Source organism: Metabacillus sp. KJ11-3 (assembly GCF_055808295.1).
On the sequence record NZ_CM147865.1, the window covers coordinates 3,706,008 to 3,728,537 of the forward strand.

At 37.3% G+C, this 22,530-nt stretch carries 20 protein-coding genes and 3 pseudogenes; 6 read left to right on the top strand and 17 right to left on the bottom strand.

The window, feature by feature from the left end; all coding sequences use genetic code 11:
* Nucleotides 1–217: 217 nt before the first annotated feature.
* A complete protein-coding gene (locus AC0L8O_RS18410; RefSeq protein ID WP_473444362.1) occupies nucleotides 218–1,366 on the top strand; it encodes an MFS transporter in 1,149 nt (382 codons plus the stop codon).
* Between the two features lie 24 nt (nucleotides 1,367–1,390).
* On the opposite strand, the gene AC0L8O_RS18415 is transcribed toward AC0L8O_RS18410, so the two are convergent.
* The 3 genes and pseudogenes from AC0L8O_RS18415 to AC0L8O_RS18425 form a co-directional block, all read right to left on the bottom strand.
* Nucleotides 1,391–2,560 carry an acetyl-CoA C-acetyltransferase gene (locus AC0L8O_RS18415; RefSeq protein ID WP_473444364.1) on the bottom strand — a complete coding sequence of 390 codons (1,170 nt, stop codon included), beginning with the start codon at nucleotides 2,558–2,560 and terminating at the stop codon, nucleotides 1,391–1,393.
* 178 nt (nucleotides 2,561–2,738) lie between these two features.
* Nucleotides 2,739–3,248, bottom strand: coding sequence for a signal peptidase I (lepB, locus tag AC0L8O_RS18420; protein WP_473444366.1), 510 nt, complete (start codon nucleotides 3,246–3,248; stop codon nucleotides 2,739–2,741).
* 15 nt (nucleotides 3,249–3,263) lie between these two features.
* A pseudogene (locus AC0L8O_RS18425) lies at nucleotides 3,264–3,874 on the bottom strand (TVP38/TMEM64 family protein).
* A 163-nt stretch (nucleotides 3,875–4,037) separates the two neighbouring features.
* Between AC0L8O_RS18425 and AC0L8O_RS18430 the strand changes: the two are divergent.
* A complete protein-coding gene (locus tag AC0L8O_RS18430; protein WP_473444368.1) occupies nucleotides 4,038–4,397 on the top strand; it encodes a YhjD family protein in 360 nt (119 codons plus the stop codon).
* A 158-nt stretch (nucleotides 4,398–4,555) separates the two neighbouring features.
* Here the strand turns inward: AC0L8O_RS18430 and AC0L8O_RS18435 are convergent, their stop codons facing one another.
* Together AC0L8O_RS18435 and AC0L8O_RS18440 are read right to left on the bottom strand one after the other, a co-directional pair.
* On the bottom strand, nucleotides 4,556–5,128 hold the full coding sequence (locus tag AC0L8O_RS18435; RefSeq protein ID WP_473444370.1) for a competence protein ComK: 573 nt from the start codon (nucleotides 5,126–5,128) through the stop codon (nucleotides 4,556–4,558).
* 131 nt (nucleotides 5,129–5,259) lie between these two features.
* On the bottom strand, nucleotides 5,260–5,388 hold the full coding sequence (locus AC0L8O_RS18440) for a hypothetical protein (RefSeq protein ID WP_473444372.1): 129 nt from the start codon (nucleotides 5,386–5,388) through the stop codon (nucleotides 5,260–5,262).
* 154 nt (nucleotides 5,389–5,542) lie between these two features.
* On the opposite strand from AC0L8O_RS18440, the gene AC0L8O_RS18445 reads away from it, so the two are divergent.
* Complete coding sequence (locus AC0L8O_RS18445; protein ID WP_026560276.1) at nucleotides 5,543–5,776, top strand: IDEAL domain-containing protein; 234 nt, start codon at nucleotides 5,543–5,545, stop codon at nucleotides 5,774–5,776.
* Nucleotides 5,777–5,859: 83 nt separating this feature from the next.
* Here AC0L8O_RS18445 and aceA read toward each other — a convergent pair whose 3' ends face one another.
* The 6 genes and pseudogenes from aceA to AC0L8O_RS18475 all read right to left on the bottom strand — a co-directional run bounded on the left by aceA (nucleotide 5,860) and on the right by AC0L8O_RS18475 (nucleotide 11,964).
* Complete coding sequence (gene aceA, locus AC0L8O_RS18450) at nucleotides 5,860–7,143, bottom strand: isocitrate lyase (RefSeq protein WP_473444375.1); 1,284 nt, start codon at nucleotides 7,141–7,143, stop codon at nucleotides 5,860–5,862.
* Nucleotides 7,144–7,185: 42 nt separating this feature from the next.
* Entirely contained in the window at nucleotides 7,186–8,775 is a 1,590-nt protein-coding gene (gene aceB, locus AC0L8O_RS18455; protein WP_473444377.1) for a malate synthase A, read from the bottom strand.
* A gap of 203 nt (nucleotides 8,776–8,978) precedes the next feature.
* Nucleotides 8,979–10,247 carry a M48 family metallopeptidase gene (locus AC0L8O_RS18460; RefSeq protein WP_473444379.1) on the bottom strand — a complete coding sequence of 423 codons (1,269 nt, stop codon included), beginning with the start codon at nucleotides 10,245–10,247 and terminating at the stop codon, nucleotides 8,979–8,981.
* Between the two features lie 107 nt (nucleotides 10,248–10,354).
* Nucleotides 10,355–10,664 (bottom strand): annotated as a pseudogene (locus tag AC0L8O_RS18465) (AzlD domain-containing protein).
* On the bottom strand, nucleotides 10,657–11,385 hold the full coding sequence (locus AC0L8O_RS18470; RefSeq protein ID WP_473444381.1) for an AzlC family ABC transporter permease: 729 nt from the start codon (nucleotides 11,383–11,385) through the stop codon (nucleotides 10,657–10,659). The pseudogene AC0L8O_RS18465 and the gene AC0L8O_RS18470 overlap by 8 nt, the downstream one beginning before the upstream one ends.
* A 24-nt stretch (nucleotides 11,386–11,409) precedes the next feature.
* Nucleotides 11,410–11,964, bottom strand: coding sequence for a helix-turn-helix domain-containing protein (locus AC0L8O_RS18475; protein WP_473444383.1), 555 nt, complete (start codon nucleotides 11,962–11,964; stop codon nucleotides 11,410–11,412).
* Nucleotides 11,965–12,155: 191 nt separating this feature from the next.
* Between AC0L8O_RS18475 and AC0L8O_RS18480 the strand changes: the two genes are divergently transcribed.
* A complete protein-coding gene (locus AC0L8O_RS18480) occupies nucleotides 12,156–12,827 on the top strand; it encodes an SIS domain-containing protein (protein ID WP_473444385.1) in 672 nt (223 codons plus the stop codon).
* A 77-nt stretch (nucleotides 12,828–12,904) separates the two neighbouring features.
* Here the strand turns inward: AC0L8O_RS18480 and AC0L8O_RS18485 are convergent, their stop codons facing one another.
* The gene (locus AC0L8O_RS18485) at nucleotides 12,905–13,630 is read right to left on the bottom strand and encodes a GntR family transcriptional regulator (RefSeq protein WP_473444387.1); all 726 of its coding nucleotides are present in this window, start codon (nucleotides 13,628–13,630) and stop codon (nucleotides 12,905–12,907) included.
* 97 nt (nucleotides 13,631–13,727) lie between these two features.
* A complete protein-coding gene (gene nagE / locus AC0L8O_RS18490; protein WP_473444389.1) occupies nucleotides 13,728–15,179 on the bottom strand; it encodes an N-acetylglucosamine-specific PTS transporter subunit IIBC in 1,452 nt (483 codons plus the stop codon).
* 278 nt (nucleotides 15,180–15,457) lie between these two features.
* Here nagE and nagA point away from each other — a divergent pair, with 278 nt between their 5' ends.
* Together nagA and nagB are read left to right on the top strand one after the other, a co-directional pair.
* Nucleotides 15,458–16,666, top strand: a complete 1,209-nt coding sequence (gene nagA / locus AC0L8O_RS18495) for an N-acetylglucosamine-6-phosphate deacetylase (protein WP_473444391.1) — start codon at nucleotides 15,458–15,460, stop codon at nucleotides 16,664–16,666.
* Nucleotides 16,653–17,399, top strand: coding sequence for a glucosamine-6-phosphate deaminase (gene nagB, locus AC0L8O_RS18500; protein ID WP_473444393.1), 747 nt, complete (start codon nucleotides 16,653–16,655; stop codon nucleotides 17,397–17,399). Before nagA ends, nagB begins: the two co-directional genes overlap by 14 nt.
* A gap of 36 nt (nucleotides 17,400–17,435) precedes the next feature.
* Here nagB and AC0L8O_RS18505 read toward each other — a convergent pair whose 3' ends face one another.
* From AC0L8O_RS18505 to AC0L8O_RS18520, 4 genes and pseudogenes are all read right to left on the bottom strand, one after another.
* Complete coding sequence (locus tag AC0L8O_RS18505) at nucleotides 17,436–18,236, bottom strand: ABC transporter ATP-binding protein (protein WP_473449015.1); 801 nt, start codon at nucleotides 18,234–18,236, stop codon at nucleotides 17,436–17,438.
* A 21-nt stretch (nucleotides 18,237–18,257) separates the two neighbouring features.
* Nucleotides 18,258–19,199, bottom strand: a pseudogene (locus tag AC0L8O_RS18510) (ABC transporter permease); the annotation flags it as partial.
* 12 nt (nucleotides 19,200–19,211) lie between these two features.
* Entirely contained in the window at nucleotides 19,212–20,225 is a 1,014-nt protein-coding gene (locus AC0L8O_RS18515; RefSeq protein WP_473444395.1) for an ABC transporter substrate-binding protein, read from the bottom strand.
* 230 nt (nucleotides 20,226–20,455) lie between these two features.
* The gene (locus tag AC0L8O_RS18520; RefSeq protein WP_473444397.1) at nucleotides 20,456–22,012 is read right to left on the bottom strand and encodes a fatty acid--CoA ligase family protein; all 1,557 of its coding nucleotides are present in this window, start codon (nucleotides 22,010–22,012) and stop codon (nucleotides 20,456–20,458) included.
* Nucleotides 22,013–22,530 lie beyond the last annotated feature (518 nt).

Below are 22,530 nucleotides of genomic sequence, written 5' to 3' on the forward strand. Positions count from 1 at the left end.
CCGCAGGAGTCGAGTGTCTTCCGCTCCATTCCACTATCTGCAAAAATCTTTATGAAGATGTCTTTAGAATAAAAGTTCTACTTGTTGATAAACTAAAATCCCTTTATTAAAGTTCTAATTATCTATTACTATTTTACTTTACTTTTTAAGCAAATTCCATTTTTCCCGCTTGCCAACTTTTGTCTTAGGGACACCAAACCATTTGGTGGTTCATAAGATGACAGAAGGGGTGGTTTGGGTGAGAAGCCGGTTAGTTAGTTTGTATTTTTGGCTTGCTGCTGTTTGTGTTGCAAGTAATATATATTTTCTTATTCCTATGTATTCTTATCTGGCTGAAGGGCTGTCCTCTACATATGAAGAAGCTGTTTTCTCCAGCACCGTCTTTACCTTTTGTTATGCCATTGGCCTTTTAAGCTTCGGACCTGTTTCGAGAGCTTTTTCAAAAAGATATGTTCTATGTTTTGGTATGTTTGCTTCTTTTCTTTTAACATTTAGTCTTACAACGGTTTTATCTTTACAAAGCTTTTATATTTTAAGAGGGATTCAAGGAATTGTGTTAGGAAGTTTTGCTCCGGTTGCCTATGCTTACTGCTTTGATGCTTTTCCTGTAAAACGGAGAACATTTGTAATCGCAGTCATTAATACAGGCTTTCTAATGGCAGGTATCATTGGGCAGCTTATTAGCTCAACTCTGGTTCACATGTATAATTGGCAAGCTGTTTTCTACTTTTTCAGCCTGTCATATTTGATTCTATCCATTTGTGCTATTTATCTTCTTCCTAAAGTAAATTGGAACAAACCTGCTCATCCGACTCCCTTTTCCACATCTAAAAATAAACTTTTTCAAGCACCTGTCATTATTGGACTTTGCATGACCTTTATAACACTCATGTCCTTTGTCTCTTTTTACGAAGAGCTTGCCCAATATTATGCAGGACAGGAAAAGGAGCTATTTTTTAGTAGAAGTATTGCATTAATTGGTACGCCGCTTTCTTTGTTTAGTGGACACTGGTTTAAGAAAATGACACCTCAAAAAATCATGCTCATTTGCTTAATGTTTATGATTCTCTCTTTTTCATTTATGTTGCTTGTTAAACAATTGGTCATCATTACAACTATATCCATCATATTTGTTTCTGCAATCGCTGTTTTTATTCCATCTTTAATTACGTTTATAGGAGAAGCTGCTGCAGAAAGAAGAGCAACTGCTATTTCTCTTTATTCATTTATCCTATTAACTGGAGCAAGTATTGGTCCGATTGTATCAAGCTTATTACCTTTTCAATCAACACTAATTTTATTTATTACGTTGTTTGGTGTTAGCTTCCTTGTACTTTTTTTCCTCAAGCCGCAAATAAAGGGCTAACAACCATCCTTAGCCCTTTACAATCTATCTTTCTATAAAAAGTGCTACACCAATTCCACCGCCGACACATAAGGAGGCAAGACCTTTGTTGGAATCACGGCGCTGCATTTCATGTAAAAGACTTACAACAATTCTTGAACCCGTACAACCAATGGGATGCCCTAAACTAATGCCGCTTCCATTTACATTTACTTTCTCTCTGTTTAGATATAATTTCTTTTCAACAGCAAGATATTGAGCGGCAAATGCCTCATTAATCTCGATCACATCGAGATCATCTACAGACCAATCCAGTGCTTTTAATCCTTTTTGGATCGCAGGAACAGGACCTATCCCCATCATTTTTGGATCAACACCTACAACCGTGTAGTGAGAGATCGTCCCCAAGATGGTCAAGTTTCTTTTTTCCGCTTCTTCTCGCGTCATTAATACAAGTGCTGCTGCGCCATCATTTAATGTAGAAGCATTTCCAGCTGTAACCGAACCATTTTCTTTGAAAATAGCAGGTAATGAAGCAAGTTTTTCTAATGTCACCTGTCTCGGCCCTTCATCCTGAGATATTGTTACTTCTCCCTTTCTGGATTTCACCTTTATTGGGACTAGCTCATCCTCAAACTTCCCACTCTCGATTGCTGACAATGCTCGGTTTTGACTTGATAATGCAAGCTCATCCTGCTCCTGGCGTGTGATATTATAGGCTTCAGCCACATTTTCAGCTGTCTCCCCCATCATAATATGGTGAATTGGATCTTCTAATATTTCCCACACACTATCTGTCACTTGACTGTGCTGAAGTCGCGAGCCCCAGCGATGCTGTTTTAATAAATAAGGGCTTGAACTCATCACTTCTACCCCGCCGGCGATGACAATGTTGGATTGACCAGTTTGGATTTGCATAGCAGCAGACAGAATAGCCTGAAGACCTGATGCACATTGCCTTTGAATGGTAAATCCTGTTGTTGTATCTGGAAATTCAGCTAATAGGGCAGATGTTCGTGCTGTATTGGGCTCATCAGTCCGTTGAATACAGTGCCCTAATATCACCTCATCTACCTCATGTTTCTCAAGTTTACTTCTTTTCACCACCTCATCTAGCACCGGAACAGCTAACTGGGTGGGCAACAGCTCTTTGAAAGCGCCGCTAAAAGTTCCGATAGGCGTTCTAACTGCAGCCGTAATCACTACCTCGCACATGTTTCCATCCCCTTTTTTTCACAAATCTAATGTGAGCACATGCTCATAGTTTTATTATATGATAAGTTGCTAGAAATATGGAAAGGTCTAACTTATTTCCTTATGCTATTATCAATCTTTTACTTTCTGTATAGTACAAAAAAATGCTAACTCACAATGATTCTTGAATGAGTCAGCATTATTTTTTATCATGTACAGTTCCAATAATATCATCAATATTAACAAGACCGAAATGACGGCTGTCCCGACTTTGGATCCGGTTATCTCCAATGACAAATATATAGCCCTCCGGAATCCGGGTTTTATTCGTAATTTCCTCCAGTGTAAAGCTTCCCGTCTTTTTCATAAGGTCTATTTGATCATTTGAAGAAGTTAAAAACGGTTCATTTACGGCGTTACCGTTCACATACAACTGATCATCCTCATAGTGTATTTCATCACCAGGTAATCCGATAATCCTCTTAATATATATTTCCTCACTGTTTGGTGGATGAAATAATATGACATCAAATCTTTTTAATGATGAAAAAATAAAACCTAATTTATTAATTGATAGCAATCGGCCTTCTTCATACGTTGGTTGCATGGATACACCTTCAACTTTGTACTCTACGAAGACCAGGTTTTTTATAAAAATAGCCGTTAAACAAATCCCTACTGCAGTAAAAGCAATTCCTCGTTTTCTCATACAACCCCCTAGAGATTAGCTCCCTCTTTTTCTTGTTGTCATTGTTGTATTTAAACGCTTTTCCACCTGCTTGCCTACAAGCCATAATAAGAAAATGACCACTCCTGCAATGGCTGCTCTTGTTGGTTGAGTAATCAGAGCCCGCAGGTCCTGACCAATAAAACTCACCATAAAAATCATAACAAGTTTGCCTGATAAAACAGCCAAAATAAATTGCCAATAGCTTATTCGTGAAAGTCCTGCAACTACATTAATTGCAGCAGAAGGAGTAAAAGGAAAACACAAGATAAGAAAAAGTGGACTAAAGCCTCTGCGTTCAATCCAAGTTAAAAGTCTCCTCATTCCTTTTTTTCTTTAATCTTTTGGATCCATCTCCACTTGCCTAGCTTTCTCATGATAATAAATACAATAATAGCGCCTGAACAAGCACCTATCCAAGACAATAAGAATCCCATCCAAAGTCCAAATGAATTAACATTGGCAACAATAAAAACGACAAGTGGCAAAAATGGGAAAAATGCTTCTAACAAAGGCAATAATATCGCAAAAAATGGACCAAATGAACGATATGTTTCAAAAACTTCCATTAATTGTTCTAAAGTAAAAATATCCTGCAGTGTCTCCAATATCATCCAAAACTCCTCAAAATATCCTTTGTCTCTATTGTACACACTTATATAAAAACTTAAAAGAAAGAACATAATCTTAAGTGACATACTTGCGAACACATACATCATCATTTATAATAAAACAGAACACTTGTTCTATTCTTTGTAGGAGGTCTTTTTTATGACAAGAATTCCAAATGACATCAGAGACATGATTGAACAGTCTATTTACTTACCGATGGCTGTTTCCATCTTCAACAGAGATTTAGCTGTCATTGAAGAAAGTCCTTTTAAATTACATCGACCATACTTAGCCATTGTTGAAGAATCACTAAAACTTGCACAAAAAGACTTGTCAGAAATAAAACGTGAGCTTTATAAACGTAACATTAAAGTTCACCAAGTTGAACGCGATGAAGCATTTACTCTCTATTCTTTTATTTATAACGGCTATGAAGAGAAGCACAATTATTTTAATCCGAGAATTAGAAACAAAGTCTCTGAAATAATGGAGGAATACTTATTTAAACCAAAGAAATAACGTAACTTGCAAATGAAGATAGCTCATGTCCCTCAAACCGGGATGTATCCCCAATCTTATTAGGTGAGCTATCATCATAATGGTAAAAGTTAAGTTGATTCAGAATGTAGGTTATCCCTTCCACTTTTCATATTTATATTCCAAGTTTGATTATTTTATCAGAAACGATTCATTTTTCTAATGATTTGTTCATAGAAAGCATTTATCTCCTTTTCGTCTTTCGGTAAAAGCATCATATTTATTTTTCGTTGCTCCTGTTCAATTCGAGAAGAAATAACCGCTCTTAATTGAGCAGTTCGGAACAGCTGATTTTCAAATGAACCGACAGACATAGGAACTGTAATTTGCTTTCCATTTGTAAAAGTAATTTCTGTATTATGTTCTTTCGTCGCTTTGTACTCTTTCACAAAACTATGCGCGATCCATGCACAATTGGCTTTAGTTGAGGAGGCTGTAGGAAAAAAATAGATCGAATTTGCTGGATCAATAACAACAGGCGGCTTATGTGTAATATTAGCTATATCTTTGGACCCGGTTTTTCTCCCACTATAACTGCTGCCAAAATAACGACAACTTTGATCAATGACTTCCATCGGACGTTTTTCAACAAAGATCTCTTGCTCATATTCCAATATTTCTGAGCAAAACTTATTTTCCCCAGGTAAAATTGCCATTGTAAAACGATTAATAAAATAATCATCTACTTTTTCTTTTGTTAAATCCTTCGCCATTTTTTACACCTCTTTTAATATTTTTAGGTAATTTATCCCATAAATTCAATCTATCATGTCTTTTTTTAGATATCTACACATTTACAAAATCTCCACAAAAAAATGACTTCTTTTACATTCCTGTAAAGAAGTCATTCTTTTTCATTTATATCAGTCGATCCATTATTTGGTTCATTTTGAAACTCATCAAGATTCATATCTATGCCAAAAACCGGATTTAAAGGAGTTGGGGACAATTCCTTCTCTCTTTCTTTTTTCATGACATCACATCCTTTAAAATAGCATCTCCCTTTGTAAGGTTTTCATACATAGATCAAAATATTCCTATTAAATTTTTTAAAAATTTTAACAATTTAGTTGATTTTCCAGTTTAAATTCCATACAATATAAAAAAGGCATCAGGGGTGATATTTCATGAAAAATAAAAAGTCATCGTACACTGAAATCATGAAGTCCCGTAACACGAAAAACGTTCCATCCGAGCAACCTGTATTAGACATGTATATTCAAATGATTTTGGATGAAGCGCTGTTTAACAGGAAGAAATCATTGCTAGAAGAACGTATCAATGATGCACTTGACACAAAGAACAAAACAGAATTTATGAAACTATCAAAAGAATACAGAGGAATGCGTAAGTTAGGATAAAGATCGCCGAAAGGTGATCTTTATTTTTGGCTCCTAAACATACCACTAAGGCCCAGCATCATATTGCTGGGCCTTAGACTGTTTTATGCATCCATAAACTGCTCTGCCTCAGTTGATCCCTTTAAAGCAGTCGTTGACGATGTTCCACCGGTAATGGTTTGTGCTACCTCATCAAAGTAACCTGTTCCAACTTCACGTTGATGTCTTGTTGCTGTATATCCATAAACCTCACTGGCAAACTCATTTTGCTGAAGCTCTGAATAAGCAGCCATTCCGCGGGTTTTATATCCACGAGCAAGCTCGAACATACTGTGATTCAGAGCGTGGAAGCCGGCGAGTGTTACGAATTGGAACTTGTATCCCATCTTAGAAATTTCTTTTTGAAAATTTGCGATGGTTTGGTCATCAAGCTTTTTCTTCCAATTAAACGATGGCGAGCAATTATAGGCTAGTAATTTACCAGGATATTTTTTATGAATCGCATCAGCAAATCGCTTTGCCTGTTCAAGATTCGGTTCAGATGTTTCACACCAAATTAAGTCAGCATAGGGGGCATAAGATAACCCTCTGCTTATCGCTTGATCAATTCCTGGCCGGGTACGATAAAACCCTTCAACAGTACGCTCTCCTGTAATAAATTCGTGATCAGCTGAATCCACATCACTCGTAATTAAGTCTGCTGCATCCGCATCGGTTCGAGCAATAATAATCGTCGGAACCCCCATCACATCTGCTGCTAACCGAGCTGAGATTAAATTTCTCACAGCCGTTTGAGTTGGAAGTAATACCTTGCCCCCTAAATGGCCGCATTTCTTTTCTGATGATAATTGATCCTCAAAGTGAACACCTGCCGCACCTGCTTCAATCATGGCTTTCATTAATTCAAATACGTTTAACTGACCTCCAAAACCTGCTTCAGCATCTGCCACTATGGGAGCAAACCAATCAATATTACCTTCACCTTCAAGATGCTGAATTTGATCTGCGCGTTGAAGTGCTTGATTAATTCGTTTAACAACATGCGGCACACTGTTTGCCGGGTATAAACTTTGATCGGGGTACATATTTCCTGAAAGATTTGCGTCAGCAGCAACCTGCCAGCCGCTTAAATAAATGGCCTTTAACCCTGCTTTTACTTGTTGTACAGCTTGATTTCCAGTTAATGCTCCTAGCGCATGAATATAGTCTTCCTCATGAAGATACTTCCATAGCTTTTGGGCTCCACGTCTTGCCAGTGTATGTTCAACCTCAATAGAACCTCTTAAACGAATGACTTCATTTGCACCATATGGACGAGTAATTCCTTCCCATCTATTATCACATTTCCAGCTTTCTTGTAATGCTTCAACCCTTGTTTGACCGTTCATGTCAAATCCCCCATTCAATTTTTTTAGTCCCCTTTATCCCGCTTACATCATTTCATAACTTGGTATTGTTAAGAAATCTATAAAATGATCTTCTTTTACGAGCAGATCGAAAACAGTGATTGCTTCTTCAAACTTGCCTTTTTGATAGGAAATTTCACCGATTCTTTCTCTTATATGTTGAACCTCTTCATCTCTTAATTTCTCGTATAACCCAATTGTAAGTTTTCGACCATCTTCTAAAATCCCTTTTGGATGGCGAATCCATTGCCACACTTGTGCCCTTGATATCTCTGCTGTTGCTGCATCCTCCATTAAATGATGAATGGGAGCTGCACCTCTACCACTCAACCATGATGCGATATATTGAATACCTACATTGATATTGATTCTGACTCCTTCCTCTGTAATAACTCCGTCTGGTACCTCCAGAAGATCCTGTGCAGTTACCTGAACATCCACTTTTTTGTTATGAATTTGATTCGGTGTTTTCATATGCTCATTAAAAACATCCATAGCAACTTGAACTAGTGCCGGGTGAGCGACCCAGGTTCCGTCATGACCATCTGTAGCTTCTCTTTCTTTGTCTAATCTAACTTTCTCAAGTGCACGGCCATTTGCTTCTGGATTGTTTTTCACTGGAATTTGTGCTGCCATACCGCCAATAGCATGAACATTTCGCTTATGACAGGTTTGAATCGCTAATAACGAATATGACCTCATAAAATGAACGGTCATTGTCACTTGGGCACGATCTGGAAGAATAACAGATTCACAGTTTCGCAGTTTCTTTAAATAACTAAATATATAATCCCAACGACCACAATTTAAGCCTGCTGAGTGTTCTTTTAACTCAAAAAGTATTTCATCCATTTCAAAAGCTGCCATGATCGTCTCAATGAGAACAGTTGCTTTTATTGTTCCTCTTGGAATATTCAATTCATCTTGCGCAAAACAAAACACATCATTCCAAAGTCTTGCTTCTTGATGACTTTCTAATTTCGGTAAATAGAAATAGGGGCCGCTCCCTATTTTTAAAAGCTCTCCCGCATTATGGAAAAAGAACAATCCAAAGTCTACTAAACTTGCTGATACCCGATTTCCATCAATCTCGATATGTTTTTCATCAAGATGCCACCCTCTAGGTCGAACCTTGAGCGTTGCAATACTATTGTTCAATTGATACGTTTTACCGCTATCACTTGTATAAGAAATGGATCGACGAACTGCATCTCTTAAATTAATTTGGCCGCTTATAACGTTTTCCCAACTCGGAGATGTTGCATCCTCAAAATCAGCCATATACACTTTCGCTCCTGAATTAAATGCATTGATCACCATTTTGCGATCAACTGGACCCGTTATTTCCACTCGCCTATCCTGAAGATCATCAGGTATGGGAGAAACAGTCCAACTTCCTTTTCTAATCTGCTCCGTTTCCGGTAAAAATCCCGGTAGTTTACCATTGTCAATTTCCCGTTGTCTTTTCACCCGTTGCTGTAACAGTTCACGTCTACGACTTCCAAACGTCCTCTCAAGCTTCTCAATGAATCGTAGCGCCTCAGGTGTTAAAACTTGATGAAATTCAGTCTCCATGTTTCCAACAATTTTACAACCTGTCATCTGTGTAGCCATTTGTGTAACAACACCTCTCATATAATTGTTATAATACAGTTTGTTATTACTAAAACTAATATATAACAGAAAAAGGGGAATTGGAACAATTTTCTTTTTAAAAAGTTGAATTTTTTAAAACACTTAACTAGAGGTTCAGAAGACTAAAGAAAAAAGGCCTGTGCAGTAAACATGCACAGACCCTTTTATTGTTACAAATTAGATTATTTATTTAATGTACGGTTACCATGTTCTTCAAGATAAAGAATTCTCTCCAGCATCGTTGGATGTGTATAGCGAAAGATCTTCACCAAAGCCGGTGGATTGACCTCACTTAGTCCTGCTCTGGACAATTCCTGGAATGAACTGATTGCAGCTTCATGATTGTCTGTCATTTCTATTGCATACATATCAGCTGACTTCTCCTGATACCTTGCAACAGTATTTGACAAAGGACTTGATGCAAACGTTAGTGTTCCTAACAAGAGAAGAAATAATGGAAACGCAGCAAGCTCTCTCATCGATCGGATCTTCAGCATCCCTCCATGTCTGGCAATAATAATCCTCATAAGGACATGAATGATGTATAAACCGGCTAAGCTAAGTAATAAGTAGCCTGCTATTCCGACATAGATATGTTTCATCACGTAATGACCCATTTCATGAGCCATAATAAACAGAATTTCATCCTCATTCAATCGATTTAACGTTGTATCCCATAAGACAATTCGAGAATTAGAACCTATCCCTGTGACATAGGCATTGAGTGCATTCGTTTTTTCAGACATGTTCACCTCATACACATGCTCTGCAGGGATATCTGCTTTTTCAGCAATTTCCAGTATTTTTTCCTCAAGCACTTTGTCCTTCAACGGATAAAAATCGTTGTAAAGCGGGTCAATAACAACCGGTTGAATAAACATTAAAAACATGGAGAAAGGGATGGACAATAACCAAGCATACAACCACCATCTTTTCTCAAATCGTTTTATTAACGAATAAAGAACGATAATAACGATTGTCATTAACAGATAATTAACCCAAAAATCAATTAACTGATCCTTCATCCAAGTAGAAAAGGATTGAGTGGTGATGTGGTACATTTTAGATATCCGGAATCCAATCCAATTAACAGGTAACGAAATAACACTAATAAATAACGATAACCAAAAGAAATAAATGGCAGATTGTATACTAAATATGTTGGATGATGAACTCGACCAATCCTGCATTTTCCTTGAGAGCCCTGTAATCATAAAAATGAACAGAAGAAACCACTCAAAAGGAATGGTCACGAAATAAAGAAAATTTCGAATTGTGGAGTATTCCTGAGTTAATAGTAATTCTCTACCGGACATGAAAGTTGTAGGATCTGCTGATGTTCCCTCATACGGAGCTGGTACACCTGTACCGGAAAAGATAAACAAATACCAGTAAACAACTAACCCATATAAAAAGTAGAGAAAAATTGATGTTGTTACCCATTTCCTCATCTGGCCTTTCCCCCTTGAACAAGCTGTTACTATTAGTGTAGTACTATGAACATTGAGTTAGAACATGAAAAGGGATGGACCCGATATAAACAAACGTTCATCATGACTTAAGAAAAAAACATACTATATAAAACCAACGTACCGATGGATCCCATCACAACAACAATAACATTTGCTCCGGTAAAAGCAATTAATGTAGCAGCAATAGCGCCAACAATTCCAAATATCAGGTCATCACTAATTAAAAAAATACCAGGAACAACTAATGCACCTAATGTCGCGTACGGTACGTTTTTTAATACATTTTGCACAAAAACAGTGCAATTTCAACTGGCTTAAGGCGACTAACGGAATCATACGCGGTATATATGTGACAAGTCCCATTCCAATAATCATAATGATAATCATGCTATCCATCTGTCTCCACCTCGCTTGAATACTTCAAATAAAATAGTTCAACAAGGATCGCTGAAAGTAGAGTTGATAATACAATAGACCAACCTGTTGAAATCATTTGCGACGTATAAAAAATAGAATTTAAGATAGCAGCCGTAACCGCTAAAAACATAACCTTACGATGTTTTTTTAGAGATGGAATTAGTAACCCTATAAACATCGCATATAGAGCTATCCCCATGCTCTCCTGAACTGTTGCCGGCAGGCTTGCACCGATGACATAGCCAATTCCTGAATTGATCACCCAGCTAGCATACGAAATCAACATTAACCCAAACAGGTAGCCTGCATTTACTGTACCTTCTTTCGTTGATGCAACAGTAAATGTCTCATCTGTTAGCCCAAACGAGTAGAGTGCCTTTTTCCATAAAGAATCGTTTTCTACCTTTTCGCTAAGAGAGGCAGACATTAAAAAATGACGAATATTCACAATAAAGGTAGTGAAAATAATTTCAATAATCCCGGTACCTACTGTGAGTAAGCTTAAAGCCATATATTGGGAAGCACCGGCAAAAACGATTAAACTCATAAGGACCGTCTCAGGTAAAGACAAGCCTGTTGATTTTGAAAGCAGCCCAAAGGTTAAGGCAACAGGTAAATACCCGATTGCAATACTGATTCCACCTTGTAATCCTTGAAGAAAACTAGATTGTTTTTTTACTAAAGTGGTTGTCGATGACACACAAATACCTCCTATTGCTGCAAATTAAGAATAATAAATTAATAGATAAAAGCTTGTTATTTGATTTGTTTCATTTGCATACGTATGTGAGTGGGCTGCTTGAAATTTCATCGAATCGCCTTTTTTCAATAGATAGGACTCTTCCGTTATTGAGACTTTGGCTTCCCCTTCACATACAAGTACATATTCTTCAACACTTCCGTGATGACGGTCTGAAGTGTGAATGCATCCCGGTTTCATTTCAATAAAGTAGATTTCAAATTTTTTAGAGGAATCAAATGGAAAATAAGGGTATACTTGAAATTGTTCCCCGTCCTCCATGACCGCACTTTTTTCATGTAATCTAATAACAGAGACAGCGGGTTTATTCTCCTCAACAAGTGACGAAAATGAAACCTGAAGTCCATTCGCTATCTTCCATAGCGTATTAACGGTTGGACTTGATTCCCCTTTTTCAATTTGCGAAAGCATTCCTTTGCTAACGCCAGTCAAGCTTGCCAACTGATCATAGCTATATCCCCTAAGCTTGCGTATTTGTTTTAAATTCTCTGCGATTTGAGACTGAATGGATTTCATCATATTCCCCCATATATTGCTATCGTATAATATAGTATACATTCGTATTTTATAACATACAATACTTTTCTTTTCCTGCTTAATGAAGTAAATTGGAACTATGCTAATCTACTGAGGGTGAAGAAAATGCTTATACATTATTTCGAAAAATCCAGGAAAAGCTTCAACATGTGCTCGAACAGGAGAAAAAATCGATGCTGGTTGCAGCAGAGAAAATCGCAACTACCATTCAAACAAATGGGATTATCCATCTTTTTGGATGTGGTCACTCTCACATGTTAACAGAGGAAATGTTCTATCGGGCGGGTGGCTTAGCTCCTGTTAAACCGGTCTTTATTGAGGAATTAATGCTTCATAAGGGAGCAGTAAAATCTTCTTATCTTGAAAGGCAAAACGATTATGCCGAAGAGTTTATCTATAACCAAGATATCCAGCCTCAAGATCTGATTATCGTCATTTCAACCTCCGGATTGAATCCAGTCCCAATTGATGTAGCCATACACGCTAAAAATCAGGGGGCATATGTAATAGGAATAAGCTCCTTTTATTATGTAGACGGAAAATCATCAAGACATACAAGTGGTAAATTCCTATCTCAAGTTGTTGATTTAGCCCTTAATAACCATGCAACAAAAGGAGATGCTGCTCTGACATATGAACATTCCTCAACTCCATTTGGGCCAACTTCAACCATTATTGGAGCAACAATGTTAAATGCGATCTTTGCTGAAGCAATTAAAATGATGGTAAACAATGGATTCCAGGCACCTGTTTTTTTAAGTGGTAATATCGATGGGGCAGATGAGCATAATCAAAGATTGATTGAGCAGTATAGTGATCGAATTCCGTTGCTTACGTTTGATTAGTTACATTTTGTCTATCGTAAATTCCAATTTAAGATAGACAATGAGCCCTACCTCAGTATAAAAGGTTGGGCTCATTTTTATTTTCTCTCGATATCAATTTTAAATTTATACCTGTCTGCACGATAGGAGGATCTGACAAGCTCAAGGGGAGTGCCATTTTCCAAAAAGGTTTCCCGTTGAATGAGCAGGACCGGAACACCTTTATGTATGTTCAAATGCTGTTGATCTTCAGCATCAACAATGGCAGCCTCAACCGTTTGGGATGCATGTCCGATCGTTAATTCCAAATCATTTTCAATATAAGTATATAGAGAGCTCGCCAATATAGCTGGTGTTAAACCAGGAACTAGACTAACAGGAAGATAACTGGTCTCTACGGCGATCGGTTCATTATTTGCTAAGCGAAGTCGTTTTATTTTATAAATAAGCTCTTCATCTTTAAGAGAAAGTGTTGCTCTTATCTCTTTGTCTGCCGGGTATATTTCAAAATGCAGTAACTTACTTCCCGGAACTAAATTGCGGGCTTTCATATCTTCGGTAAAACTTGTGAGACCTTGTAGATTTTGTTCAAATTTTTGACTGGAAACAAAGGTTCCTTTCCCTTTTTCCCGAAAAAGATATCCCTTGTTTACAAGGTTTGTTATGGCCTGACGTACAGTCATACGACTTATTTGATAGCTTTCTGACAGCTCTCTTTCTGATGGCAACGCATCACCTGGTTGCAACTCTTCGGTTTCTATTGTTTTTTTTATTTGCTCTTCTAACTGATAATACAATGGAAGAGGAGAATTTTTGTCTACCACATAAAGATCCCCTTTCAATTTCACTCTTCTTCATTATAGTATATTTACAAATAAAATAGAAAACTACCTGAGCATAACAGGTAGTTTTCCTTTTTATTTATTTTCTGATTTTGGCCATTTCATCTGCTACAAATTGCACTTGTGTTCCTACAATGACCTGAATGCTTTGTGGTCCAACTATGTTGATACCCGGAATACCAGCTGATTTAATTTTGTTTTGATCAACAGCATCCATGTCTTTTACTTCAATTCTTAATCGTGTGACACAGTTATCTACAGATGTAACATTCTCATCTCCGCCAAGTCCTTCATAAATGACGTTTGCCATCCTTGCAAATTTATTTTCTGAAGTAACCGTCCCTTCTTCAGTCTCATGACTCGAAACTTCTGTCTCAGCTTCTCTACCTGGTGTAGCCAAATTAAACTTGGTGATTAAAAATCTAAACAATACATAGTAGATAACAGCAAATGCTAATCCTTGTAATAAAAGCATATATGGTTGATTAGCCAACGGTAATCTTGAGCTAAGGACAAAGTCTACTAATCCTGCACTAAAACCAAATCCAGCCGTCCAATGGAAAAATGAAGCAATTGCTAACGATATCCCCGTTAAGGCTGCGTGAACAACATAAAGTGCAGGTGCTAAAAACATAAATGAAAATTCAAGAGGTTCTGTTACACCAGTAAAGAATGAAGCAAAACCTGCCGCTAACATCAGTGATGCAGCTTGTTTTTTACGCTTTGTTTTCGCTGTATGATACATAGCTAAAGCTGCTGCCGGTAAACCAAACATCATTATCGGGAAGAATCCAGCCTGATACATACCTGTAACTCCTTTTGTACCAGTTCCAGCCCAGAAGTTTCCAATATCATTAATTCCCGCTACATCAAACCAAAATACCGAGTTTAATGCGTGATGTAAACCTGTTGGTATTAACAAACGATTAAAGAATCCATATAATCCTGCTCCAATAAACTCCAATTTACTGATAGCTGTTCCAAAAGAAACTAATCCTGTGAAAATAACAGGCCATGCGAAAAAGAGAACCAATGACACAACTAGCATAGATACAGCTGACATAATTGGAACCAATCGTTTTCCACTAAAGAATGCTAACGCAGCTGGCAGCTGAACTTCGCTAAATCGGTTGTACATAATAGATGCAACAATCCCAGATAGAATTCCAACAAACTGATTCTCAATTTTTCCAAAAGCCGGATTCACTGATTCTGCATCAATTCCCTGTAACATCGCAACCGTATCAGTCGAAAGTAATGTTGTAATAACAAGGAAAGCTACTAAACCACTTAGTGCAGCAGAGCCATCTCTGTTTTTGGACATTCCTAATGCCACACCTACTGCAAAAAGAATAGACATATTGTCAATAATTGAGGAACCAGCTTTAATTAAGAATGCAGCTATAGGGTTTCCTGCGCCCCACCCAGCGGGATCAATCCAATAACCAATTCCCATTAAAATAGCTGCAGCTGGCAGAACGGCTACCGGTAACATCAATGACCGTCCAATGTTTTGTAAGTATTTCATCATGTTGACTTCCCCCTATCCATTTATATAACGGAACAAAATTAGACCAATTTGCTTTATAGCACTCTCACAAAAGTGAAAGCGTTTCATAAGCATATAGTAACATCGTTGAGTATAGATGTCTATACCAATTTTATATAACAAACAATTATATTTGTCATATTCTTTGTAAGATAAACATACATGATTTTTAGCTGGTATAGACAACTAGATAAAGAGGTGGTATCCTATATTCATAATTTATACCTTTTCCTCTAATACTATTCAAAGGGGGTTTTTAGATGGAAATCATTTCAGACAAATTAATCATTATGCAAGGAACCATTTATACCGAAGAACAAACGTTACAATCAGGTTTTGTTCAAATTGATGATGGGAAAATAACAAAGATAGGTAAATCTACTGAACATCTATCTTCAAACGATTATCAGCTGATTACCTTACCGGAAGGATTTAGTATAATCCCTGGTATGATCGACCTTCACATTCATGGTGTGAATGGTGCTGATACGATGGATGCGACAAGTGAAGCTCTTAATATAATGGCTTCCACCCTTCCAAAAGAAGGAACAACTAGTTTCTTGGCAACGACGATAACAGAGGATATAAACCAAATTAAAAAATCGTTAGCAAATGCCGGTGAATATATCAACTCCCTTCAATCCGAAGGAAATGCCGAAGTGTTAGGGATTCACTTGGAAGGTCCGTTTATTCATAAAGGTAAAGCTGGCGCCCAGCCTGTTCAGCATATAGCTGACCCAAACACTCAATCATTTAAACAACTTGAATCATTATCCAATCATCATATTAAGCTAGTTACTCTGGCTCCAGAACTCCCAGGAGGAAGTGAGCTTTTAGACTATCTAAAGGATAAAAACATCGTCTCTTCAATTGCCCATTCTGAAGCATCCTATTCTCAAGTGTTAGAAGCAATTGATCACGGTCTTACACATGTAACACATTTATTTAATCAAATGACAGGCCTTCACCATCGTGACCCGGGAATTGTAGGGACAGCTTTTCTAAGGGATGAGCTAATGGTAGAAATTATTGCAGATGGGATACATGTTTCTCCTGAAATCGTAAAAGTTGCTTATAAACAGATTACAGATGAAAGAATGATATTAATTACTGATGCAATGAGAGCAAAATGGCTTGAAGATGGTAGTTATGACTTGGGCGGTCAGATGGTTACCGTTACAAACGGAAAGGCACTGCTCGATGAAAACACTTTGGCTGGCAGTGTACTTAAGATGATTGATGCATTTAAAAATATCCAAACATTTACTGGTTGCAGTATGGAGAGCGCAATTAAAATGGCTTGTGAAAATCCAGCTAAGCAACTGAATGTTTTTGATCGTAAAGGTAGTATAGCGAATGGAAAAGATGCTGACCTCGTCATCCTGGATGAAAATAAGGATGTATATATGACAATTTGTAAAGGAAAAATCGCTTTTACGAGAGGAGATGACAACCTTGAAAATCATTGAAGTGAAAGATTATGAGGAAATGAGCAAAAAAGCTGCTGAGTACATGTTAAAAAAGATTAAAAGCAGCTCTCAACTAAATATAGGCCTTGCTACAGGAGGAACACCAAAGGGAGTCTATCAGGAATTAATTAAAGATTATTCGCAAAATAAAACCTCCTACACTCATATAAACACGTTTAACTTAGACGAATACATCGGCCTTAAAAAAGATGATCCGAACAGCTATTTTCACTATATGAATGAAAATCTTTTTAAACATATTGGTATTTCATTTGAGCAAACGCATATTCCGTCAGGTACAAATGAAAACACGGAAGCAGAATGCGAAGCATATGAAAATATGATTAAGAATGCCGGTGGAATAGACCTTCAGTTATTAGGAATAGGTGCAAACGGACATATAGGCTTCAATGAGCCTGGAACCTCCTTCCGCTCAAAAACACATGTTGTTAATTTAGCTGATTCCACCCGAGAAGCAAATGCCAGATTTTTTGATCGACTAGAGGATGTCCCAAAACAAGCCATTACAATGGGAATTCATACGATTTTTCAAAGCAAGGAAATTATTCTTTTAGCTTCAGGTAAAGCAAAACAACAGGCAATGGTTGAGCTTTTAAATGGAGAAGTAACAGAATTGTTCCCTGCATCCATCCTAAATAACCATTCGAACACCATTGTGATTGCTGATGAAGAAGCATTAAGAGGCGTTAAAAAAACGACTAATGCTATGTAAAAAAGGTACATGCCCCACTATTGGAGCATGTACCTTTTAAATTAATAGCGCCTTATCTGATAAAGAACTATCTGATTTTATTTTTGAAAATTCCTCAAGTAAACTGCTCACCGTTAAGCCTTGCTTTTGGTCTCCTTCTGCCTGGAACACAATGTTTCCTTTATCCATCATGATTAAGCGATTTCCAAGATCAACAGCTTGTTGCATATTATGTGTAATCATTAACGTTGTTAAATTCCCTTTTTCAACAAGTTTTTTTGTTAAGTTGGTAATCAGCTCTGCACGTGAAGGATCAAGGGCAGCTGTGTGTTCGTCCAGTAAAAGGATATCAGGCTTTGTAAAAGTAGCCATTAATAGCGATAAAGCCTGGCGTTCTCCTCCGGATAACAAACCAACTTTAGCGGATAAACGGTTTTCAAGGCCTAATCCCAGCATCTCTAACTGTTCTTTGAAGAACACTCGTCTTTTTGCTGTTACACCTGGTCTTAATGTTCTCTTGTGAACACGCGAATAAGCGATCGCTAAGTTTTCTTCAATTGTCAGTGTTGGAGATGTTCCAGCCATAGGGTCCTGGAACACCCGGCCGATATACCGTGACCGTTTAAACTCCCTGACATCAAGCATTGATTGATTCTTTATGCGTACATCTCCATCATCAGGAGTTATTCGTCCGGCAATCACATTTAGAAGTGTTGATTTTCCGGCTCCGTTACTGCCGATAACTGTAACGAAGTCCCCTTCATTTAATGATAAAGAAAGATGGTCAAGGGCTATTTTTTCATCTAATGAACCTTCATTAAACACTTTAAATATTTGCTCTAGCTGAAGCAATATCATTCCCCCGCTTTCTGCGTAAGCTTTTTTCCGTTTATCCTTTTGCTTATCAACCATTTGCGGGATAACAAGGGCTCCAATAACAATACATGCTGTAATAAGCTTCATATCACCTGTTTCAAAGAAATTAACTCGAAGGGCCATCGCAACAATTAGGCGATAGATAATCGCTCCGATAATGACCGCAACCGTAGCACGAATGATCGTTTTTGTTCCGACTAATGCTTCCCCGATAATAACTGAGGCTAACCCGATGATGATCATCCCAATTCCCATACCTACATCACTAAATCCATTGTATTGGGCAATAAAGGCACCGGAAAATGCCACAAGTGCATTTGAAAGACCTAATCCAACAATCTTTAACATATCTGTATTTGCTGAAAAGCTTGTGATCATATTTTGGTTATCACCAACAGCTCTAATTGCAAGTCCAAGCTCTGTTTTCAAGAAATAGTCCAATGCAAATTTAATAACTAGAATAATAATCAGCATTGTGATCACAACTGACCAGGTTTTCGGTACATAGCCTTCCAAACCAATTGAAATGAAGAGCTTCTCTAGACCAGTGTCTATTCCAAGCTTGCTCCACCAATCAAGTAATTGAGTAAAAACTGTTTCCTCTTGTAATAGCGGGACATTCGATTTACCCATAATTCGAAGGTTAATAGAATACAAGGCAATCATCATTAAGATACCGGATAGAAGCGGGTTAATGTTTCCTTTCGTATGCAAAACCCCTGTGATACAGCCAGCCAAAAAGCCTACTAGTAATGCGACTAACGTGGCTACGAAAGGATTCACACCATTCACAATTAACACTGCACTCACAGCTGCACCTGTAACAAAGCTGCCGTCGACTGTTAAATCCGGAAAATCTAGTATTCGAAATGATAGGTATACTCCAAGAGCCATAATCGCATAAATTAAGCCTGACTCTACTGATCCAAATAGGGCTGTAAACATAATTCCTCACCTTTATTCAAGAATTTCTGCTTCTTTTTTCCATTCTTCTTTTATTTCAATTCCCATATCTTCAGCTGCTTTTGCATTGATTTGAAGTTTTAGATTTTGCGGATATTGGACTGGAACTTCACTTACTTCCTTCTCACCAGTTAAAATGCTTGCTGCCATTTCTCCTGCTTCAAAGCCGATATCATAGTAATCGAATCCGTAAGCTGCAAAGCCGCCGCGTTTTACAGAATCCAATTCACCTACAAATAGCGGAATATCATTATCGCTAGCAACACCAATAACACTTTCTAACGCTGAAACAACCGTATTGTCAGTAATCACGTATAAAGAATCGACTTTCCCTACTAATGATTCTGCTGCCTGCTTTACTTCTGCAGAGGTAGAAACAGATGCTTCAACGACTTCTAAGTCTGTCCCTTCCATTGCTTTCTTAACTAAATCAATTTGTGCCACAGAGTTTTGCTCTCCTGAGTTATAAATCATTCCTACCTTTGTTCCTTCAATATTATCTGCAATAAACTTCACTGTATTTGGAATCGCATCAGGGTGAGTATCTGTTGTTCCGGTTATATTTGCACCAGGCTCTTCAAAGCTTTTCACAAGTCCTCCGCCGATAGGATCTGTAACAGATGTAAACACAATCGGTATATCTTGTGTTGCATTCAATGCACTTTGTGCACTTGGTGTAGAGTTGGCAAAAATTAAATCAACATTGTCTCCCGCAAAATTTGTCGCGATTGTTTGGCTGTTATTTTGGTCTCCCTGAGCAATTTGTACGTCATACTCAACTTCCAGCCCTTTTTCTTTTAAAGCAGCTTGAAAGCCTTCCAATGCTGAATCTAATGATGGATGCTCGACAATTTGGTTTACACCTATTTTATATGTTTTTTCTGAGCTTCCAGAATCAGAGCTCCCTTCACCTGTGCTGCCAGATGAATTTTCACTGCTTCCACAGCCAGCTAGTGCTAAAAAGCTAGCTAGCATCATTCCTGTACCGATTTTCCAACCTATTTTCATACTATATAATCCCCCTTTAGTCCCTTTAAATCTCTTTTATGCTTTTATGCTTTCATTGATTAAATTATACAGGAGAAATCAAATAGTTCAATATATTTTGAAAACTTTGCTTATTTTTTTCTATACAATCTAGCAAAAATCCTTTCATATCAACAAAAAACACAGCTATCCCAAAGATAACTGTGTTTTTCTGCAAACATTGTAAGGTATGATTACATTCTTTTAAAATACTATTTTTGTAAAATTTGATCTTTCAGTGCTCTTCTTAAAATTTTCCCGGTTGTATTTTTAGGAAGTTCTTCTAAAAACTCAATCGAACTAGGTATTTTATACTTAGCTAAATGCTGTTGGCAGTATTCCATAAGCTCTTCAGCTGTTATTGTTTTATTTTTCACAACAACAAAGCATTTTACTGCTTCACCAAAGTTTGGATCAGGTACTCCTAATACTGCAACCTCAACAACATCTTCGTGATTATATAATACCTCTTCTACCTCGCGCGGGTATACGTTATAACCGCCAACAATGATCATATCTTTTTTTCGATCAACAATATAAAAATAACCTTCTTCATCTCTTCTGGCAAGATCACCTGTATATAGCCAGCCATTCTTTAGAGTAAAGGCTGTTTCTTCAGGCATTTTATAATATCCTTTCATAACATTAGGGCCTTTAACAATTAATTCTCCTACTTGATTAGGTGGTAATTCTTCGCCTAATTCATTCACAACTTTATTTTCTACATTCATAATATTTGTCCCAATTGAGCCTGGTTTTCGTGGACGATCAAGAGGGTTGAAGCATGTAACCGGTGAAGCTTCTGAAAGACCATATCCTTCTGATAGAATCACCTTAAACTTTTGTTCAAATCCTTTTAATAAAGCAACTGGCATTGAAGCACCGCCCGAAACACACATACGTAATGATTTTAAGTCTTCTGGTTGAGCTTTATCATATTGAAGTAAAAAGTTATACATGGTAGGAACTCCGGCGAAAACAGTTGCTTGATACGTCTTAACAAGATTAAAAACAGTGTCAGGACTAAACCTAGGTACGATAAGCAAAGTTGCCCCGTTCATAAGTGGTGCATTTAACGCAACAGTCAGACAAAAAACATGAAACATCGGAAGAACCGTTACAATCACATCTTCTTTGTTCATTTTTAAATAATTAGCTGTATCCACGGCATTACAATATAGGTTTTTATGCGTTAACATCGCACCTTTTGGTTTACCGGTTGTTCCGGACGTATATAAAATAACAGCAACATCTTCTTCATCAAGTTCGGGACCTTCAAATTGAGTGCTGCCTGTCGAAATCATCTTTGTAAACCCTTTCAATTTTATGTAAATCGAAAGCTTTGTGATATCTATTTCCTTTTTGTCTAAAGTTGGCGGTGTATCACAAGTAATGATGTGTTCAAGCTTCGGTAGCACACTTTCCATCTTCTCAAACAACGGCAAAAGTAAATCCACTATAACAGCTGCTTTTACATCACCATTGTTCAAGATATAGGCAATTTCATCAGGTGTATAAATTGGGTTAACCGGAATAACGGTTGCACCTGCACGTAATGCACCATACAGTGAAATGACAAAGTATGGAGAATTTCCTAATACAATCGCGACATGATCCCCCTTGTTAACTCCCATCTCCTTTAAGCTGCTTGCAAATTGATTGATTGCTCCTTCAAGTTGCAAATATGTTGTTTCTGTTCCATCAAAAATAAAAGCCGGCTTTGATCCATGTTCTTTGACAGTTTCAGACAACCGTAAAGATAAATTCATTCTCCCACCCCTTTTTAAAAATGAATGAATAGTCATTCACTTATCTGATAGAAACTTTTTTTCTATTGGTATAAAGAACCCCTTTGCTCATGATGAGTTACCTCCAGAAAAACATTCTACTTCCATTATATTGAATGGAGGAAGATTTCACAATGACTGAGATTGATTTCATATCAACAAAAGCGCATGTAAGTGGTCTGCCTTGGACAAATTATTTTTAGTTTCCCCTTCATCCACTTAATTGTAGCTCCTTTTCCCCGTTTTAAAAATTAAAACTAACAAAAAGCGACCTCGCTATTCTGATTAGAATAGACAAGCTCGCTTATATAATTTTATTGCTCATCACTTCATTATCCCTTCACTTAGTTAATCGATTGTTTTATACGTTTATCTTCCGAATGATTCCTATCCCCATTAAATTTATCGAATAAATAAGTTAAGTAAGAATTTAATTCGAATTGATCTCCATTAACGAAATCAGATAAGACATGTTTTTTTCCATTATCACTTTCCTCCTT

Excerpts from the sequence above, each read along its gene's own strand:
- lepB (WP_473444366.1), bottom strand. The coding sequence starts at position 3,248 with ATGAGAAAACGAGGAATTGCTTTTACTGCAGTAGGGATTTGTTTAACG.
- AC0L8O_RS18415 (WP_473444364.1), bottom strand. The coding sequence starts at position 2,560 with ATGTGCGAGGTAGTGATTACGGCTGCAGTTAGAACGCCTATCGGAACT.
- nagE (WP_473444389.1), bottom strand. The coding sequence starts at position 15,179 with ATGATGAAATACTTACAAAACATTGGACGGTCATTGATGTTACCGGTA.
- AC0L8O_RS18435 (WP_473444370.1), bottom strand. The coding sequence starts at position 5,128 with ATGGCGAAGGATTTAACAAAAGAAAAAGTAGATGATTATTTTATTAAT.
- aceA (WP_473444375.1), bottom strand. The coding sequence starts at position 7,143 with ATGAACGGTCAAACAAGGGTTGAAGCATTACAAGAAAGCTGGAAATGT.
- AC0L8O_RS18445 (WP_026560276.1), top strand. The coding sequence starts at position 5,543 with ATGAAAAATAAAAAGTCATCGTACACTGAAATCATGAAGTCCCGTAAC.
- AC0L8O_RS18520 (WP_473444397.1), bottom strand. The coding sequence starts at position 22,012 with ATGAATTTATCTTTACGGTTGTCTGAAACTGTCAAAGAACATGGATCA.
- AC0L8O_RS18440 (WP_473444372.1), bottom strand. The coding sequence starts at position 5,388 with ATGAAAAAAGAAAGAGAGAAGGAATTGTCCCCAACTCCTTTAAATCCG.
- AC0L8O_RS18505 (WP_473449015.1), bottom strand. The coding sequence starts at position 18,236 with ATGATATTGCTTCAGCTAGAGCAAATATTTAAAGTGTTTAATGAAGGT.
- AC0L8O_RS18515 (WP_473444395.1), bottom strand. The coding sequence starts at position 20,225 with ATGAAAATAGGTTGGAAAATCGGTACAGGAATGATGCTAGCTAGCTTT.
- AC0L8O_RS18480 (WP_473444385.1), top strand. The coding sequence starts at position 12,156 with ATGCTGGTTGCAGCAGAGAAAATCGCAACTACCATTCAAACAAATGGG.
- aceB (WP_473444377.1), bottom strand. The coding sequence starts at position 8,775 with ATGGCTACACAGATGACAGGTTGTAAAATTGTTGGAAACATGGAGACT.
- AC0L8O_RS18410 (WP_473444362.1), top strand. The coding sequence starts at position 218 with ATGACAGAAGGGGTGGTTTGGGTGAGAAGCCGGTTAGTTAGTTTGTAT.
- AC0L8O_RS18475 (WP_473444383.1), bottom strand. The coding sequence starts at position 11,964 with ATGATGAAATCCATTCAGTCTCAAATCGCAGAGAATTTAAAACAAATA.
- AC0L8O_RS18460 (WP_473444379.1), bottom strand. The coding sequence starts at position 10,247 with ATGAGGAAATGGGTAACAACATCAATTTTTCTCTACTTTTTATATGGG.
- AC0L8O_RS18430 (WP_473444368.1), top strand. The coding sequence starts at position 4,038 with ATGACAAGAATTCCAAATGACATCAGAGACATGATTGAACAGTCTATT.
- nagA (WP_473444391.1), top strand. The coding sequence starts at position 15,458 with ATGGAAATCATTTCAGACAAATTAATCATTATGCAAGGAACCATTTAT.